The sequence below is a fragment of the Streptomyces triticirhizae genome, from assembly GCF_003696235.1.
In the GTDB taxonomy this organism is placed as follows: Bacteria; Actinomycetota; Actinomycetes; order Streptomycetales; family Streptomycetaceae; genus Streptomyces; species Streptomyces triticirhizae.
Genome location: NZ_RFFJ01000148.1, coordinates 1 through 15,446 on the forward strand (window position 1 = coordinate 1; position 15,446 = coordinate 15,446).

General features: G+C 74.8%; 14 protein-coding genes and 1 riboswitch. Of the genes, 9 read left to right on the top strand and 5 right to left on the bottom strand.

What is annotated here, in order from left to right:
* The 4 genes from EBN88_RS21850 to EBN88_RS21865 form a co-directional block, all read left to right on the top strand.
* The coding region (locus tag EBN88_RS21850; protein WP_407703448.1) for a class I adenylate-forming enzyme family protein at window positions 1-1,824 on the top strand (1,824 nt) is incomplete at its 5' end.
* Between the two features lie 227 nt (window positions 1,825-2,051).
* The gene (locus EBN88_RS21855; RefSeq protein ID WP_233580841.1) at window positions 2,052-3,287 is read left to right on the top strand and encodes an exo-alpha-sialidase; all 1,236 of its coding nucleotides are present in this window, start codon (window positions 2,052-2,054) and stop codon (window positions 3,285-3,287) included.
* Window positions 3,288-3,424: 137 nt separating this feature from the next.
* Complete coding sequence (locus EBN88_RS21860) at window positions 3,425-4,291, top strand: universal stress protein (protein ID WP_122185615.1); 867 nt, start codon at window positions 3,425-3,427, stop codon at window positions 4,289-4,291.
* A 102-nt stretch (window positions 4,292-4,393) separates the two neighbouring features.
* A complete protein-coding gene (locus tag EBN88_RS21865; protein WP_122185616.1) occupies window positions 4,394-5,725 on the top strand; it encodes an aspartate aminotransferase family protein in 1,332 nt (443 codons plus the stop codon).
* Between the two features lie 30 nt (window positions 5,726-5,755).
* Here the strand turns inward: EBN88_RS21865 and EBN88_RS21870 are convergent, their stop codons facing one another.
* The 3 genes from EBN88_RS21870 to gcvT all read right to left on the bottom strand — a co-directional run bounded on the left by EBN88_RS21870 (window position 5,756) and on the right by gcvT (window position 8,769).
* Entirely contained in the window at window positions 5,756-7,147 is a 1,392-nt protein-coding gene (locus tag EBN88_RS21870; protein ID WP_122185617.1) for an L-serine ammonia-lyase, read from the bottom strand.
* A gap of 7 nt (window positions 7,148-7,154) precedes the next feature.
* Window positions 7,155-7,538 carry a glycine cleavage system protein GcvH gene (gene gcvH, locus EBN88_RS21875; protein ID WP_122185618.1) on the bottom strand — a complete coding sequence of 128 codons (384 nt, stop codon included), beginning with the start codon at window positions 7,536-7,538 and terminating at the stop codon, window positions 7,155-7,157.
* A 109-nt stretch (window positions 7,539-7,647) separates the two neighbouring features.
* Window positions 7,648-8,769, bottom strand: a complete 1,122-nt coding sequence (gene gcvT, locus EBN88_RS21880) for a glycine cleavage system aminomethyltransferase GcvT (protein WP_122185619.1) — start codon at window positions 8,767-8,769, stop codon at window positions 7,648-7,650.
* 182 nt (window positions 8,770-8,951) lie between these two features.
* Window positions 8,952-9,045, bottom strand: a riboswitch (glycine riboswitch).
* Between the two features lie 156 nt (window positions 9,046-9,201).
* Here gcvT and EBN88_RS21885 point away from each other — a divergent pair.
* The 3 genes from EBN88_RS21885 (at window position 9,202) to EBN88_RS21895 (ending at window position 11,481) form a co-directional block, all read left to right on the top strand.
* Window positions 9,202-9,969, top strand: a complete 768-nt coding sequence (locus tag EBN88_RS21885) for an enhanced serine sensitivity protein SseB (RefSeq protein WP_122185620.1) — start codon at window positions 9,202-9,204, stop codon at window positions 9,967-9,969.
* A gap of 126 nt (window positions 9,970-10,095) precedes the next feature.
* The gene (locus EBN88_RS21890; RefSeq protein ID WP_122185621.1) at window positions 10,096-10,866 is read left to right on the top strand and encodes an enhanced serine sensitivity protein SseB C-terminal domain-containing protein; all 771 of its coding nucleotides are present in this window, start codon (window positions 10,096-10,098) and stop codon (window positions 10,864-10,866) included.
* 141 nt (window positions 10,867-11,007) lie between these two features.
* Entirely contained in the window at window positions 11,008-11,481 is a 474-nt protein-coding gene (locus EBN88_RS21895; protein WP_122185622.1) for a Dps family protein, read from the top strand.
* A gap of 84 nt (window positions 11,482-11,565) precedes the next feature.
* Here EBN88_RS21895 and EBN88_RS21900 read toward each other — a convergent pair whose 3' ends face one another.
* Window positions 11,566-12,411 carry an aldo/keto reductase gene (locus tag EBN88_RS21900; protein ID WP_122185623.1) on the bottom strand — a complete coding sequence of 282 codons (846 nt, stop codon included), beginning with the start codon at window positions 12,409-12,411 and terminating at the stop codon, window positions 11,566-11,568.
* 155 nt (window positions 12,412-12,566) lie between these two features.
* Window positions 12,567-13,517, bottom strand: coding sequence for an endonuclease/exonuclease/phosphatase family protein (locus EBN88_RS21905; protein ID WP_122185624.1), 951 nt, complete (start codon window positions 13,515-13,517; stop codon window positions 12,567-12,569).
* A 238-nt stretch (window positions 13,518-13,755) separates the two neighbouring features.
* Here EBN88_RS21905 and EBN88_RS21910 point away from each other — a divergent pair, with 238 nt between their 5' ends.
* Window positions 13,756-14,847 carry a peptidoglycan recognition protein family protein gene (locus tag EBN88_RS21910; protein WP_122185625.1) on the top strand — a complete coding sequence of 364 codons (1,092 nt, stop codon included), beginning with the start codon at window positions 13,756-13,758 and terminating at the stop codon, window positions 14,845-14,847.
* A 55-nt stretch (window positions 14,848-14,902) separates the two neighbouring features.
* On the top strand, window positions 14,903-15,079 hold the full coding sequence (locus tag EBN88_RS30715) for a hypothetical protein (RefSeq protein ID WP_158621479.1): 177 nt from the start codon (window positions 14,903-14,905) through the stop codon (window positions 15,077-15,079).
* Window positions 15,080-15,446 lie beyond the last annotated feature (367 nt).

The window sequence follows — 15,446 nt, forward strand, 5'->3', positions numbered from 1 at the left end:
CCCGCCCGGCGGCCACGCCCGCCCCCGCACCCCCTGGACCTTCTCGTGACCACGACGGCCGCGACGACGGCCGCGACGACCGCGACACCCACCACGGCGACCGCGACGACGGCCGCGACGACCGCGACCACCACGACGACTTCAGCGAGCGCGGCAGTCCAGGCGAGCGCCGCCGGCCGCGCCGGGGCCTGGACCAGCCGGGCCGGCCTGGCCTTCCCCGACCTGGTGCCGCCCGCCGAACGCCGCGCCTGGGTCGCCCGGGGGCTCTGCCCCGACCGCGACCTTCACGCGCTGTTCAGGGAACGGGTCGCCGCCCACCCCGGACGCCAGGCCGTCGTCGAGGCCGACGACCCGCCGGGCGGAGGCTGGGACTACGCGACGCTCGACGCCGAAGTGCGGCGCATCGCGGCCCTGTTCACCGAGGCGGGCCTCGGCGCGGGCGATGTGGTCGCCCTCAGGATGCCCAACGGGCGCCGGGCCGTCGCCGCCGAACTCGCCGTCCATGCCATCGGCGCGGTGGCCCTGCCCTATCCGCCCGGCGGCGGCCGCCGCGACACCCTGGCGCTGCTGGGCCGGTCCCGCGCCGGGGGAGCCGTCTTCGCCGAGGAGTCCGACCTGGCGCTCGTCGGTCAACTGCCGCACCTGCGCGCGGTGTTCACCACCGACGCGGGGCGCGCCGACGCGGCCGGGGGAGTGCGCTGGCTGGACGCGCCGGCGCGCACGCCCTGGGTGCCCGCCCGCGTGGACCCGGCGGCGCCGGCGCGCCTCATGGTCTCCTCCGGCTCCGAGGCGGAGCCCAAGATGGTCGCCTACAGCCACCACGCCATGGGCGGCGGCCGGGCGAACTATCTGCGCGCCCTCACCCCGGGCGCCGCGCCCCGGCGCCATCTGGTGCTCGTCCCGCTGGGCTCGTCGTTCGGCTCCTGCGGGGTGCTCACCGTGGCGGTCCTCGGCGGCACGCTGCTGCTCCAGCCGGCGTTCGACCCGGCCGGCGCGCTGCGCGCGGTCGCCACCCACCGGCCCACCCACGTGTTCGGCGTCCCCACCATGCTGCGCCGGATCGCCGAGGCGGCACCGGGGAACGTGCCGGACCCCGGGCCCTCGCCCCTCACCGCCGTGGTCTCCAGCGGCGCTGAACTGCCGCCCGCCACCGCCCGGTTGGCCGAGCGGCGGCTCGGGGCTCCGGTGATCACCGTCTACGGCTCCTCGGACGGGGTCAACTGCCACACCCCCGTCGCGCCCGAAGCGCCGGCCGGACTGGTCGGCGTCCCCGACCCGCACGTGGTCTCGCTCCGCGTCGTCGGCCCCGACCAACGGCCGCTGCCGCCGGGGGAGTCGGGCGAGATCCAGGCCAAGGGGCCGATGACGCCGCTGTGTTACGTCGGCGACCCGGCGCTCGACGCACGCCACCGCACCCCCGACGGCTGGGTGCGCACCGGGGACCTGGGCCGACTGGACGCCGAAGGCCGGCTGTTCCTGCTCGGCCGCATGAGGAACCTCGTCATCAGGGGCGGCCTCAACATCAGCCCGGCCGAGGTCGAGCGCGCCCTCGCCGCGCACCCGGCGGTCGCCGAGGCCGCCTGCGTTCCGGTGCCCGACCCCGAGCTGGGCGAGCGGCTCTGCGCCTGCGTGCGCGCCGCGCCCGGGGCGCGGCCGCCCTCGCTGGCCGCCCTCAACGCGTTCCTGCTCACCGACGTCGGGCTGGAGAAGCGAAAACTCCCGGAGTTCCTGCTGGAGTTGGCGGACATGCCCCGGGGCCCCACCGGAAAGGTGTGCCGGCGCACCCTGACCCGCAGGGCCGCCGCGCTGCACGGCGTTCGCTGAGCCCCCGTCACCCTGGACCGGTCCGGCGCCGGTGATCTATCGTCGGCCGTCGGACCGCAGCCCCGAGCCCCCATCCCCAGCGCGCCCGCAGGCGTGCACGCCCGCGCGCGCGGACACCCCACGCGCCGGCGCGCGCCGGCGGCCAACACCCCCAGCGCGCTCGCCAGAAAGGGAACGCCGTGGAACCCGCCACCCCCCGCCGCCTCTGCCGCCGACATGTCATGGCCATGGCCGCCTTGGGGGTCGCGACCCCCGGCGTCCTCGCCCCGTCCGCAGCCGCGTCCCCGTCCGCGTCCCCGTCCGCAGCCCCGGCCGTGGACGACCCGGCCGGCGACGCCGCCCCGTTCCACCGGGCGTTCCCCCTCTTCCGCAGCGCCAACATGACCTCCCCTGACCGGCTCCCCTCCGGCGTCGGCTTCCACTCCTTCCGCATCCCCGCCGTGGTCACCACCGCCACCGGGCGCATCCTCGCCTTCGCCGAGGGCCGCCGGCACAACAACCGCGACTTCGGCGACATCAACCTGGTCGCCAAGCGCACCAGGACCACCACCGACCACGGCGCCGAGCCGGCCGACTGGGAGCCGCTGCGCGAGATCGTCGGCGCCGGCAACGGCACCTGGGGCAACCCCACGCCGGTGGTCGACGGGAACACCGTTCACCTCTTCCTCTCCTGGAACGCCGGCGACCGCAGCCAGAACGGGGACGACCCGCTGCCCGACGGCTCCCGCACGCGGAAGGTCGACGCGACGGAGGAGGGCCGGCGCCGCCTCTACCTCACCAGCAGCACCGACGACGGCGCCACCTGGTCCACGCCGCGCGACCTGACGGCCGAACTGACCCCCGACGGCTGGGCCTGGGACGCGGTCGGCCCAGGCAACGGCATCCGCCTGCGCTCCGGCGAGCTGGTCGTCCCCGCGCTCGGCCGGAACATCGTCGGGCGCGGCGCCGAGGGCGCGCGCACCTGGTCCGTCCAACTCCTCGACGGCGCCGCCGAGGAGGGCACCGTCGTGCAGACGCCCGACGGCCGACTCTGCCGCAACGACCGCCCGTTGAACGACCGGGCCCGCTGGGTCGCGCGCGGCACCCTCGACGGGTTCGGCCCGTTCGCCGTGGACTCTGGGCTGCCCGACCCGCGCTGCCAGGGCTCGGTGCTCGCCTACAACCTCGACGCCCCGGCCCGCACGCTCTTCCTCAACTCGGCCTCGGAGACCTCGCGGCGCGCGATGCGGGTGCGGATCAGCTACGACGCCGACGCCCGCGCCTTCACGGCGGGCCGCGCGCTGAGCGAGGCGCCGGTCTCCGGCGTCGGCTACGAGGGCGGCTACTCCAGCATGACCAAGACCGCCGACTACCGCGTCGGCGCCCTGGTGGAGACGGACTTCTTCAACGACGGCACCGGCGGCGGCTCCTACCGCGCGCTGGTGTGGCGCCGCTTCAACCTCTCCTGGATTCTCAACGGCTGACCGCCGCCGCCCGGGAGGGCCGAACGGCCCCCGCCCGGGGGCCGTTCGGCGCACCCGACGTGCCCGACCGGCCCACGCCCCGCGCCCCCTCGCCGGCCGATGCTGGAGTCACCACCCGCCCAGCGAGGGAGAGTTCCATGGTCCGCTCCATCACCGTCGGCCTCGACGGGTCCGCCGAGAGCCTGGCCGCCGCCGACTGGGCGGCCGGGGAGGCCCGGCGCCGCCGGCTCCCGCTGCGGCTGCTCGCCGCCTGGACCGCCGACGCCCACGACCTGACCCCGTATGTCGACGCGGCCGCCCGCCGCGAGCGGTGCGACGCGATGCTCAGCGCCACCGCCGAACGGCTGGCGCGTGCCCACCCCGAGCTGGAGGTCGTCGGCCGCCGTCAGACCGGGGTGCCGTCCGTGGTGCTGCGCGCTGCGGCGGCCGAGGGCGCGCTGCTGGTGGTCGGTTCGCGTGGACTCGGCGCGGTCCGTGGGGTGTTGCTCGGCTCGGTCTCCCAGGCGACCGTGGCCGGTGCGTCGGGACCGGTCACCGTGGTGCGCGGCGAGCCGGGTGACATCCCGGCCGGGCCCGTGGTGTTGGGCCTCGACCCGGACCAACCCGCCGACGAGCTGCTGGAGTTCGCCTTCGACGCCGCCGCGACGCACGGAGCCGAGCTGCGCGTGGTGCACGTCTGGAACCCGGCGCCCACCGTCGCGCCGGTCGCGGTCGGCGTGCCGGGACCGGTCGGGCCGACCGCCCAGGAGCTGGCCGGGGAGCTGCGGGGGTCCCTGGCCGCGACGCTGCGGCCCTGGCGGGCCAAGTACCCGGAGGTCACGGTCCGCGCGGAGCTGCCCGTCGGGCGCGCCACCCGCGTCCTGCGCGAGGCGGCGGACGGCGCGCGGCTGGTGGTGGTCGGTCGGCGGGAGCGCCCCGTTCCCCTCGGGCCGCGCCTGGGCCGGGTGACCCACTCCCTGCTGCACCACTGCCCCGTCCCGCTCACGGTCGTGCCGCACCGCTGACCGACCGGGCCGTCGCCGGACGTCGGGGGCCGGCGGCGGCCCCCACCGCCGCATGGCATAGCCTCGGTCGCCCTGCCGGACGTCGCACGTGGGAGGTCGCTCATGGGGACCGAGGACCCGTTCTGGGAGGACGCGGACCGCCATCTGGTCCGCTACGGCGCCGCGTTCACGCCCCGCGTCATCGAACGGGCCGAGGGCAGTTACGTGTACGACAGCGACGGCCGGGCGATCCTCGACTTCACCTCCGGGCAGATGAGCGCGGTGCTGGGCCACTCCCACCCGGACGTGGTGCGCGCGGTCTCCGCCTCGGTCGCCTCGCTCGACCACCTCCACAGCGGGATGCTGAGCCGCCCGGTCGTGGACCTGGCCCGCCGGCTGGCCGCGACGCTGCCCCAACCCCTGTCCAGGACACTGCTGTTGACGACGGGCGCCGAGTCCAACGAGGCGGCCATCAGGATGGCCAAGCTCTACACCGGCGGCTACGAGATCGTCTCCTTCGACCGCTCCTGGCACGGCATGACCTCCGGCGCCGCCGCCGCGACCTACTCCGCCGGGCGCCGGGGCCACGGCCCGACCGTGCCGGGCAATCTGACGCTGCCGACGCCCAACGCCTACCGTTCGCCGTTCCGCCGCGCCGACGGCTCGCACGACTGGGAGGCGGAGTTGGAGTACGGGTTCGCCTCCGTCGACGCGCAGTCCACGGGCGCGCTGGCCGCCTGCCTCGTCGAGCCGATCCTCTCCTCAGGCGGCATCGTGGAGCTGCCGCCCGGCTATCTCGCGCGGCTGCGGGAGCTGTGCGACGAACGCGACATGCTGCTGATCCTGGACGAGGCGCAGACCGGGCTCGGCCGGACCGGCCAGCTCTACGCCTTCGAGCGCGACGGGGTGGCGCCCGACATCCTGACGCTCTCCAAGACGCTGGGCGCCGGGCTGCCGGTCGCGGCCGTGGTGACCAGCCACGCGATCGAGGAGGTCTGCCACGCACGGGGCTTCCTCTTCTTCACCACCCATGTCTCCGACCCGCTCGCGGCGACGGTCGCGCTGACCGTGCTCGACGTGGTGGAACGCGACGGGCTCGTCGAACGGGCCGCGCGGCTCGGCGCGTTGCTGCGGGACCGGCTGCTGGGGCTGCGCGACGCCTTCGACGTGGTGGGCGACGTGCGCGGGCGCGGGCTGCTCCAGGGCATCGAGCTGGTCACCGACAGGGAGAGCAGGGCACCGGCCGACGCGCTCGGCCAGGCGGTCACGGCCGCCTGCCTGGACCGGGGGCTGCACCTCAACATCGTCCAACTCCCCGGCATGGGCGGCATCTTCCGCATAGCGCCGCCGCTGACCGCGACCGAGGGCGAACTGCACGCGGGCGTCGACATCCTCGCGGACGCCCTCCGCGCGACCCTCGCCGAAGGGACGAGAGCCCCGGCGCCCGGGGCCTGACCGAGGCACGGCCCGGCCGCGCGCGAACGGTCAGCACTCCACCACGTTGACCGCGAGGCCGCCGCGCGCCGTCTCCTTGTACTTGACGGACATGTCCGCGCCGGTCTGCTTCATCGTGGCGATCGCCCGGTCCAGGGAGACATGGTGCCGCCCGTCGCCGCGCAGCGCCATCCGGGCCGCCGTGATGGCCTTGACGGCGGCCATGCCATTGCGTTCGATGCACGGAATCTGTACCAGGCCGCCCACCGGATCGCAGGTGAGGCCCAGATTGTGTTCGATGCCGATCTCCGCCGCGTTCTCCACCTGTTCCGGGGTGCCGCCCAGCACCTCCGCCAGCCCGCCGGCGGCCATCGAGCAGGCCGAGCCGACCTCGCCCTGGCAGCCGACCTCGGCGCCCGAGATGGAGGCGTTCTCCTTGAAGAGCATCCCCACCGCGCTCGCCGCCAGCAGGAACCGCACCACGCCGTCGGCGTCAGCGCCCGGCACGAAGTCCAGGTAGTAGTGGAGCACGGCGGGAATGATCCCGGCCGCGCCGTTGGTGGGCGCGGTCACCACCCGGCCGCCGGCTGCGTTCTCCTCGTTGACCGCCATGGCGTAGAGCGTGACCCACTCCAACTCCTTGGCCGCTCCGCCCACTTCGGCGCGCAGCCGGCGGGCCGAGGCCGCAGCCCTGCGGCGCACCCGCAGGCCGCCGGGCAGGATGCCCTCCTCGCTGAGCCCACGTTGCACACAGGCACGCATCACGGCCCAGATGTCCAGCAGCCCCGACCTGACCTCCTCCTCGGTGCGCCAGGAGGTCTCGTTGCGCAGCATCAACGCCGAGACGGACAGCCCCGTGGCGCGAGTCAGCTCCAACAGCTCGGCGCCCGTGCGGAACGGGTGCGGCAGCCGCCGCTCGTCCGGCACGATCCGCGCCGGGCCCTCGACGCCCTCGGCGGAGGTGTCCACCACGAAGCCGCCGCCCACCGAGTAGTAGGTCCGCTCCAGCAGCGCGCGGCCCGACGCGTCGAGGGCCCGGAAGATCATCCCGTTGGCGTGGCCCGGCAGCGAACGTCGCCGGTAGAGCACCAGGTCGCTCTCCGGGTCGAACGGGATCTCGTGGCTCGGCCCTATCGCCGCGCCCAGCAGCCGCAGCCGCCGGGTGGCGCGCACCCGCGCCACGTCATCGTCGGCGCGCGTCACGTCCACCGTGTCCGGTGCCTGGCCCTCCAGGCCCAGCATCACCGCCTTCGGCGAACCGTGACCGTGCCCGGTGGCGCCCAGCGAGCCGTACAGCTCGACCCGGACGGCGGCCGTGTCGGCCAACGCCCCCGCGTCCTTCAGGGCGTTGGCGAACAGCAGCGCCGCGCGCATCGGCCCCACGGTGTGCGAACTGGAGGGGCCGATGCCGACGCTGAACAGGTCGAAGGCCGAGAGCGCCACGTCCGACTCACTGCTCCGTGAAGGCGGTGTACTCCTCGGCGGACAGCAGCTCCCCGGGCTCGGCGTCGGTGTCGACGCGCACCCGGAAGAGCCAACCGCCCTCGAAGGGCGCCGAGTTGACCAGCTCGGGGTCGTCCACCACGGCCTGGTTGACCTCGGTGACCTCGCCGCTGACGGGGGCGTAGATGTCGCTGATGGCCTTGGTCGACTCCAGCTCCCCGCAGGGCGAGCCGGCTGTGACGGCCGCGCCCACCTCGGGCAGCTGGGCGTAGACCACGTCGCCCAGGGCCGAGGCGGCGTGGGCGGTGATGCCCACGGTGGCCACGCCGTCGGCCGCCTCGGTGAGCCACTCGTGGTCGCGGGTGTAGCGGAGGTTCTGGGGGTTGCTCATGGTCGTTGATTCTCCAGGGTCGAACGGGACATCGGTGACGGAACGGCGGTGGCGAAACGGGAACGAACGCCGGAACGGCGGGTGACGGAGGGCGCGGGCGCGGGGCCGGTCAGTCCTGCCGCCGGTAGAAGGGGAGCGCGACCACCTCGTGCGGCACCGCTGTGCCCCGGATGTCGACGGCGACGCCCCCGGTGCCTGGCGCGGCGTGCGCGGCGTCCACATAGGCCATGGCGATCGGCCGGCCCAGCGTGGGGGAGGGGGCGCCCGAGGTGACCTCGCCGACCGTCGAGCCGTCGGCGGCGAGCACCGGATACCCGGCGCGCGGCACCCGGCGCTCCTCGCACACCAGGCCCACCAGGACCCGTGGCGGGTCGCTCACGGCGCGCTCGGCGGCGCGTTCCAACGCCGCGCGCCCCACGAAGTCGCCCTCCTTGTCGAACTTCACCACCCGCCCGAGCCCGGCGTCGAACGGCGTGGTCCGCTCGGTGAGTTCGTGACCGTAGAGCGGCATCCCCGCTTCGAGGCGCAGCGTGTCGCGGCAGGCCAGGCCGCAGGGCACCAGCCCGTCGCCCGCGCCCGCCTCCGTCAGCGCCGCCCACAGCGGCTCCGCGTCGTCCGGGGCGCAGAACAGCTCGAAGCCGTCCTCGCCGGTGTACCCCGTGCGGGCCACCAGGACCGAACGCCCGGCGACCTCGGCCCGCAGGCTCGCGTAGTAGCGCAGCCCCGCGAGGCCGGCCGGGTCGGTCAGCCGCCCCAGCACCCCGGCCGCCGCCGGCCCCTGGACGGCGATCAGCGCGTAGGCGTCCCGGTCGTCCCTGACCTCCGCTTCGAACGCGGTGCCCCGCTCGCGCAGCGCGAGCAGCACCCGCTCGGCGTTGGCCGCGTTGGCCACCACCAGGAACTCCTCGTCGGCCAGCCGGTAGACGATCAGGTCGTCCAGGATGCCGCCGCCGGCCTCGCAGATCATCGTGTAGCGGGCCCGGCCCAGCCTCACCGCCGACAGCCTCCCCACCAGCGCGTGGTCCAGCAGCGCCGCGGCGCCGGGCCCGGTCACCGCGATCTCGCCCATGTGCGAGAGGTCGAAGAGGCCGACCGCGTTCCGCACCGCCTGGTGCTCGGCGCGTTCGCTGCCGTAGCGCAGCGGCATCGACCAGCCGGCGAAGTCGGTCATGGTGGCGCCGAGCGCGCGGTGCACCGCGTCCAGCGCGGTGACGCGGGGGGTGTCGGACATGAACTCGCTCCAGGGAGACGGCGGGCGGTGACGAACGCGCGGTCGCGCGTCGAGCCCTCCCCGTCTGTCATCGGCACCTGAGAGGTTCGCCGCGAGCCCCGCGCGGAAACGTGTCCAACGAGGACGGCGGCTTGCACCGTGGGTGGGACCGCGCCGATGCGCGGCCCGCTTTTCAGACTTGCCTCCCGCGCGCGGTGACGGGGCCTGAGAGATTCAAGGGAGGACTTGCTCCTTCGGCGCCCCGGATGACACCGGGGACTCTCCCGCGCGAGGTCGAACGGCCGGTATGCGGTTGTGGCCCGGCCATCATCGCACGGATGCCCCGTGGGGCGGGAGCCGATCACCGTGAGAAGGTTTCGCTCGGGCCGGCGGAAGCGGCCCGGTCCCCGACGCGACACGGCGGGACCGGAACGAGCGAGGAAGGCGGGCGCGATGAGCGTGGGCAGGACGGGGCCGGGCTTCGGCGGCGGTTGGCCGGGCAACGAGTTGGAGGAGGCGCTGGCCGCCTCGGTCGGCGTGCCCGACGCCGCCCCTCGCCTGCTGAAGCTGCTCTCCCGCAGCGCCGTGTGGGTCCCGCTGCCCGAGGGCGGCGGGCCGGAGAGCCGCACCCTCGACCTGCCGACCATCGACCTGGCCGGCGGCGTCTATGTCCCCGTCTTCAGCTCGGCCGAGCAGCTCCACCTGGGCGGCGCCTCGCACCTGCCGTTCACCGTCGCCCCCGCCTGGGAGTTCGCGCGGGGCCTGCCGCCGCAGGTGGGCATAGCCGTGAACCCCGGCGGGACGGTCGGCATCCCCGTGCCGCCCCTCGCCGTCGCCGAGCTGTGCCGCGCCACCCCGGGCGAGCGCACCCCCGGGGTGCCGTCCGGCGCGCGGATGCGGCTCTTCCAGCCGGACTGGCAGGACGATCCGGTCGAGTTCCTCAACGCGGCGGCCGAGGAGCTGGCCACGCTCTGGTACGTGCGGACCGCGCGGCGCGGCCTGGCCAGCGCCGAGGGCGGCGAGCCGGCGCTCTTCGTCGGCGTCGAGCTGGACCAGGTGGACGACGCCACCCGGGAGACCGTCAACGGAGCGCTCGGCCGGGCGCTGGCCCGCCACGCGGTGAGATGGCCGGTTCAACTGGTGCTGTTGGACGCCGCCCAGGACCCGGTGGTGGACTGGCTGCGGGAGTGTGTGGCGCCGTTCTACTCGCGTGGCGCGTGAGCACGGGGCACCTTGTCAGCCGGGAGCCTGACTCGCAAGCTGCTGTGCGGGGCTGGTGCGCGTGCGGGTGCGTGCGGGTGGACCTAAGTGTGCCGGAGCGCCGAAGCGCGAGGAGGACGGGCCCAGGTGAGTGCGGGAGAGGCTGTCGAGGAGCTGCTCACCCGGGTGACGCCGGACCGGCTGGACACCTATGAGTCCCTGCTGGCCGCGCTCGCCGACAGCGAGGTGTGGATGCTGCTGTGGCAGGGCGCCCCGGGCGACCCCGACGCCCACTACGGCGGCATGGAGGTCGCCGGCCACGGCTACGCGCCGTGCGTGACCTCCCGCGCCGAACTGGCCGCCAGCGGCTGGAACCGCGCCTACGAGGTGGTCCCGGGACGCGACATCGCCGCCGCCCTCTACCCCGAGCACTGGGGCCTGTGGCTCAACCCGCACGCCCCGGGCGGCGGCCTCGGCGTGCCCTGGCTCGACCTGCGGCGGATCGCCGGCGGGCTGGACCGGCTGCCGGCCGGCCCGCTGGAGATCAGCGAGCCCAGCGTCGGCGTGGACTCCTTCTACGCGCGCCTCGTCGCGCTCGCCCCGCGTACGCCCGCGCTGCGCGCCCTCTGGCGCGCCTGGGTGCGCCCGGCGCTGGGCGACTCGTACCTGGCCATCGGCCTGGACGTGGACGGCCCGCAGGAGAGCGGCGCCGACGCCGTGCGCGCCATGATGCGCGAGGCGGTCGCCGAGGTCCCCGACGGGCTGACCGTGGGCACCGTGGCGATGGCGGACGGTTACGACCCGGTGGCCATGTGGCTGCGCGCCAACACCCGCCCCTTCTACGAGCGCGACGCCCCGGCCCTGGGCCGTTCCCCCGCGTCGGGCCCGCAGGGCTACGGCTACCCGCGCGCCTACTGATCCCGGCGCCGGGGCCCTGGCGAGGGCCGGGCGGGGCGGATAGCCCGGCGGCTGTGGGGGTACCCGGGGGACACAGTTCTGCCACCGGCACGCGCGCCACCGGGCAGCGCGGCGCGCGGCCGCCGAGAGGAGAGACGCCGCATGAGCACCGTGAAGAGCACGCTCCCTGACAGCACCCTCAAGGTCGTGGGCGAGGCGCTACAGGGTGCGCTCGTCGACCTGGTCGACCTGTCCCTGGTCGCCAAGCAGACCCACTGGAACGTGATCGGCCCCCGCTTCCGCTCCGTCCACCTCCAGCTGGACGAGGTCGTCACCACCGCGCGCACCCACTCCGACACCGTCGCCGAACGCTCGGCCGCGCTGGGCGTCCCGCCCGACGGCCGGGCCGGCACCGTGGCGGCGACCACCGGCATCCACACGGTGGCCGAGGGCTGGCAGCGCGACACCGACGCGGTCCGCACCCTGGTGGACGCGCTGGGCGCGGTGATCGTCCGGATGCGCGAACGCCTCGACGAGGTGGGCCCCGTCGACTCGGTGAGCGAGGACGTGCTGATCCAGATCACCAAGGACCTTGAGAAGCACCACTGGATGTTCCAGGCCGAGAACGCGAGTTGAGGCCGGGCCCGTCCCGCCGGGCTCGCCGGCGGCGCCCCGCGCGCCCCGGCGGGCCCCGCCGTGTCAGGGGGCGCGTCGGGGGGCTCAGGGGCGGGCGATGCCGTCCAGGCGGGCGAACTGCTCGTCGCTCAGCGTCAGTTCGCCGGCCGCGACGTTCTCCTCCAGATGGGCCACCGAGCCCGTGCCCGGGATGGGCAGCATCACGGGGGAGCGCCGCAGCAGCCAGGCGAGGGCGACCTGGGCCGCCGTCGCGCCCAACTCGGCCGCCACGGCCGTGACCTCGCCGGCGGCGACGGTCGCCGGGTGCACCGGGCGCCAGGGCAGGAAGCCGATGCCGGCCGCCTCGCAGGCGTCGACCACGTCCTCGTACTCCCGGTCCAGGACGCTGTAGCGGTTCTGCACGGTGGCGATCTCGGTGACCTCCCCGGCCTCGGCCAGCTGTTCCACGGTCACCTCGGAGAGCCCGATGTGCGCGATCTCGCCCCGTTCCCTGGCCTCGGCGAGCGCCCCGACCTGGTCGGCGAGCGGCACCTTCGGGTCCACGCGGTGCAGTTGGAGCAGCTCGATCCGCTCCAGTCGCAGCCGCCGCAGCCCCTCCTCGACCTGGGCGCGCAGGAACGCGGGCCGCCCGTCGAGGTCGGCCTCGCGGCCGGGGCCCGGCGGGGCGACGCCGACCTTGGTGGCGATCAACAGGTCCGCCGGATACGGGTGGAGCGCCTCGGCGAGCAGCGACTCGTTCTCGCCCCAGCCGTAGAGGTGCGCGGTGTCGATCAGGTTCACCCCGAGCCGCACCGCGTGGCGGGCCACGGCCAGGCCGCGCTCCCGGTCGGGCCCGGGCGTCACGGGCAGGCGCATGGCCCCGAAGCCGAGGCGCCGCACGGGGCGCCGCCCGCCGAGGGCAAAGGTCGGACGGAGGGCATGGTCGCTCATTCTGCTCCAGGTGGCTGACGGGAACGGTCCTTCGTATGCGAGCCGTTGATCGCCATGCTGTCAGTCTCGTGCCCGAACGGTCATCCGGTCCCGCGCCTCGGACACCCGCCGCGCGCCGGCCCGGCCCCCGCGCGGGGGCCGGGCCTGGACGTGGCTCAGGTCAGGCGCAGCTCCGCCTGGACCGGGGCGTGGTCGGAGGGGTAACGGCCGCGCACCCGGTAGGTGTTGATGGCCACCCGCCCCACCTCGACGGGGCCGCCGGTCAGCACCCAGTCGATCCGGTCGCCGCCGCGCACCGGCTCGCCGTAGCCGGGGAAGGTGCCCCAGTCCGGCGTCACCTGACGGCCGGCCAGCCAGGTGTCGGTGAGGCCGCCCTCGGTGACCAGCAGCCGGTAGGACTCCGAGGAGCCGGCCGGGGTGTTGAAGTCGCCGGTCAGCACCACGGGCAGGCTCGGGTCGAAGCCCTCGATCCGCTCGCGCACCAGCGCGGCCGAGCGCTGCCTTGACGGCTCCGACTGGTGGTCGAAGTGCGTGTTGACATGGACGAACTCCCGCTCGGTGCGCCGGTCCAGGAACCGGACCCAGGTCACCATGCGGATCACCGAGTTGCCCCAGGAGGCGGAGCCGATCACGTTCGGGGTGTCCGACAGCCAGAAGTGGTCGAAGTCGAGCGGCTCCAGGCGGGTGGCGTCGTAGTAGATACCCATGAACTCACCCCGGCCGCCGCCCTCGCGGCCCAGGCCGATCCAGTCGTAGCCGGTCGGCAGGTCCGCGTCCAGCTGCTTGACCTGGTGGTAGAGCGCCTCCTGCACGCCCAGCACGGTCGGCCGCTCCAACTCCAGGAAGCGGGCCAGCACCGGACGCCGGTCGGCCCACGAGTCGGGAGTCCCGGGCGCGGCGTTGGCGTCCATCCGGATGTTGAACGACACCACGTGCAGCCGATCGCCCCGCGCCGGGCCGATCACCGCGCGCTCCCGGGCGCGCTCCCCGGACTCCGCGCGCGCCTCCGAACGCGCCTGCGCGCCGGGCGCGTTGATCGCGGCGCCCGCCGTCACCAGACCACTCGCGCCCGCGACGCCCAGCACCGTTCTCCGTGACACAGCCATAACAGTCCTCCTGTGGGGTGGTTCGAGCAAGGACTGTCGTCCCCGATCGTGTTGTGATCGCGGAGCGAAAACAACGGCGGTTCGAACAGCAGCCGAACTTCCCCGGGCGCACACCTGCGGCGCGCACGGGAGGTGAAAGCGGCGGTCAACGCGCACGCGCGCTTTCACCAAAGGGCGTGCCGAAGCGTCAGACGGGAATACGGTGAGGGAGAGTCGAGGAATTCCAGGGGGGTCCGGCATGGCAACTCCGCTCTCCGCCGACAAACTCGTGAAGGCCCTCAAGGACGAGGGCGTGAAAATCGTCGAACACAGGAGCTGGCGCACCCACAACCGCAACGGCGCGGGCGCCTGGGGGCCGGTGCACGGGGTGATGATCCACCACACGGTCACCTCCGGCACCTCGGGCTCGGTCGACCTCTGCTACGAGGGGCACTCCACCCTGCCCGGACCGCTCTGCCACGGCGTCATCGCCAAGGACGGCACGGTCTACCTGGTGGGCAACGGCCGTGCCAACCACGCCGGTTCGGGCGACGGGGACGTCCTCCAGGCGGTGATCGACGAACGCCCCCTGCCGGCGGACAACCAGGCCAACACCGACGGCAACGCGCGCTTCTACGGATTCGAGTGCGTCAATCTCGGCGACAACAAGGACCCCTGGCCCGCCGCCCAGGTCGAGGCGATCGTCCGCGCCTCGGCGGCGATCTGCCGGGCCCACGGCTGGGGAAAGAAGGGCGACACCTCGGTCATCGGCCACCTGGAGTGGCAGCCGGGGAAGGTCGACCCGCGCGGGCCCGGCGTCTCCATGGGAGACATCCGCAAACGGGTCAGCGAGCGACTGAAGCATCCGGCCGACTGGAGCCCGGGCGGCTCCAACCCGCCCCACGAGGAGGACGACGTGCCCAAGCGGACCCTGTACGGCACCACGGGCGACTTCACCCAGACCCTCAAGCCCGGCACCTGGACGACCGTCAGGTTCGACCGCCGGCACAACGGCAAGGAGTGGGAGACCAAGGCACCCGAGCCGTCCATCGCGTTCGGCGCCTGCTTCTACTCCACCACGGTCGCCGTCCGCGCCTCGGGACTCAGCCGGGGCCAGGAACTCCAGATCCGGGTCGCGCACTACGCGGAGAATAAGGAGGGCGGCTTCGAACGCACCGGCGGAATGCCCATCAACTCCCCGGTCCACGACGGCGGGGACGCGCACTTCACCTACGCGTGGAACGGCCACCTCGCCGGATCGCGCCGGCTGCGCGTCGAGTTGGCGCAGCACGGGAACGAGCCGATCACCATCGAGTACCTGCGGGCCGAGACGCTCTACTGGGAGACGTGACCGGTCCCTGACGGTCCCTGGTCGAGTGTCAGCGGTGGGTACTACCGTGGTCACCATGCGCTACGAAGCACGCCACAGCGAGACCCGTGGCTGGTATGTGGTCTCCGACGAGGGCCACCTGGCCCATGTGCCCGACCCCGACACCCAGGAGCTGCGCGCCGCGCTCTTCGAACGCGAGGCGGACGCGCGCCGCTGCGCGCTGGAGCTGACGCGCCTGGGCACCCTCAACTAGGGCCTTGCCGGTCGGGCTTCCGGGGACGGCGGCCCGCCCCGCCGGCGGCGGCCTCGCCGGCCGGGCTGGGGCCTTGCCGGCCAGGCTCTTGGGGGCGACGGCGGTCCGCCCCGACGGCGGTGGCCTTGCCGGTCGGGCCTCTGGGGACGGCGGTCCGCCCCAACGGCGGGGGCCTGGCCGGCCGGGCGGCCGGGGACGGCGGTTCGCCCCGACGGCGGTGGCCTTGCCGGTCGGGCCTCTGGCGACGGCGGTCCGCCCCGACGGCGGTGGCCTTGCCGGTCGGGCCTCTGGGGACGGCGGTCCGCCCCAACGGCGGGGGCCTGGCCGGCCGGGCTTTCGGGGGCGACGTCGGTCCGCCCCGATGGCG

Bases quoted from the DNA above. Each gene is read 5' to 3' on its own strand.
- EBN88_RS21910 (WP_122185625.1), top strand. From the start codon at position 13,756: ATGGCAACTCCGCTCTCCGCCGACAAACTCGTGAAGGCCCTCAAGGAC.
- EBN88_RS21855 (WP_233580841.1), top strand. From the start codon at position 2,052: ATGGCCGCCTTGGGGGTCGCGACCCCCGGCGTCCTCGCCCCGTCCGCA.
- EBN88_RS30715 (WP_158621479.1), top strand. From the start codon at position 14,903: ATGCGCTACGAAGCACGCCACAGCGAGACCCGTGGCTGGTATGTGGTC.
- EBN88_RS21860 (WP_122185615.1), top strand. From the start codon at position 3,425: ATGGTCCGCTCCATCACCGTCGGCCTCGACGGGTCCGCCGAGAGCCTG.
- EBN88_RS21905 (WP_122185624.1), bottom strand. From the start codon at position 13,517: ATGGCTGTGTCACGGAGAACGGTGCTGGGCGTCGCGGGCGCGAGTGGT.
- EBN88_RS21885 (WP_122185620.1), top strand. From the start codon at position 9,202: ATGAGCGTGGGCAGGACGGGGCCGGGCTTCGGCGGCGGTTGGCCGGGC.
- gcvT (WP_122185619.1), bottom strand. From the start codon at position 8,769: ATGTCCGACACCCCCCGCGTCACCGCGCTGGACGCGGTGCACCGCGCG.
- EBN88_RS21895 (WP_122185622.1), top strand. From the start codon at position 11,008: ATGAGCACCGTGAAGAGCACGCTCCCTGACAGCACCCTCAAGGTCGTG.
- EBN88_RS21900 (WP_122185623.1), bottom strand. From the start codon at position 12,411: ATGAGCGACCATGCCCTCCGTCCGACCTTTGCCCTCGGCGGGCGGCGC.
- EBN88_RS21865 (WP_122185616.1), top strand. From the start codon at position 4,394: ATGGGGACCGAGGACCCGTTCTGGGAGGACGCGGACCGCCATCTGGTC.
- gcvH (WP_122185618.1), bottom strand. From the start codon at position 7,538: ATGAGCAACCCCCAGAACCTCCGCTACACCCGCGACCACGAGTGGCTC.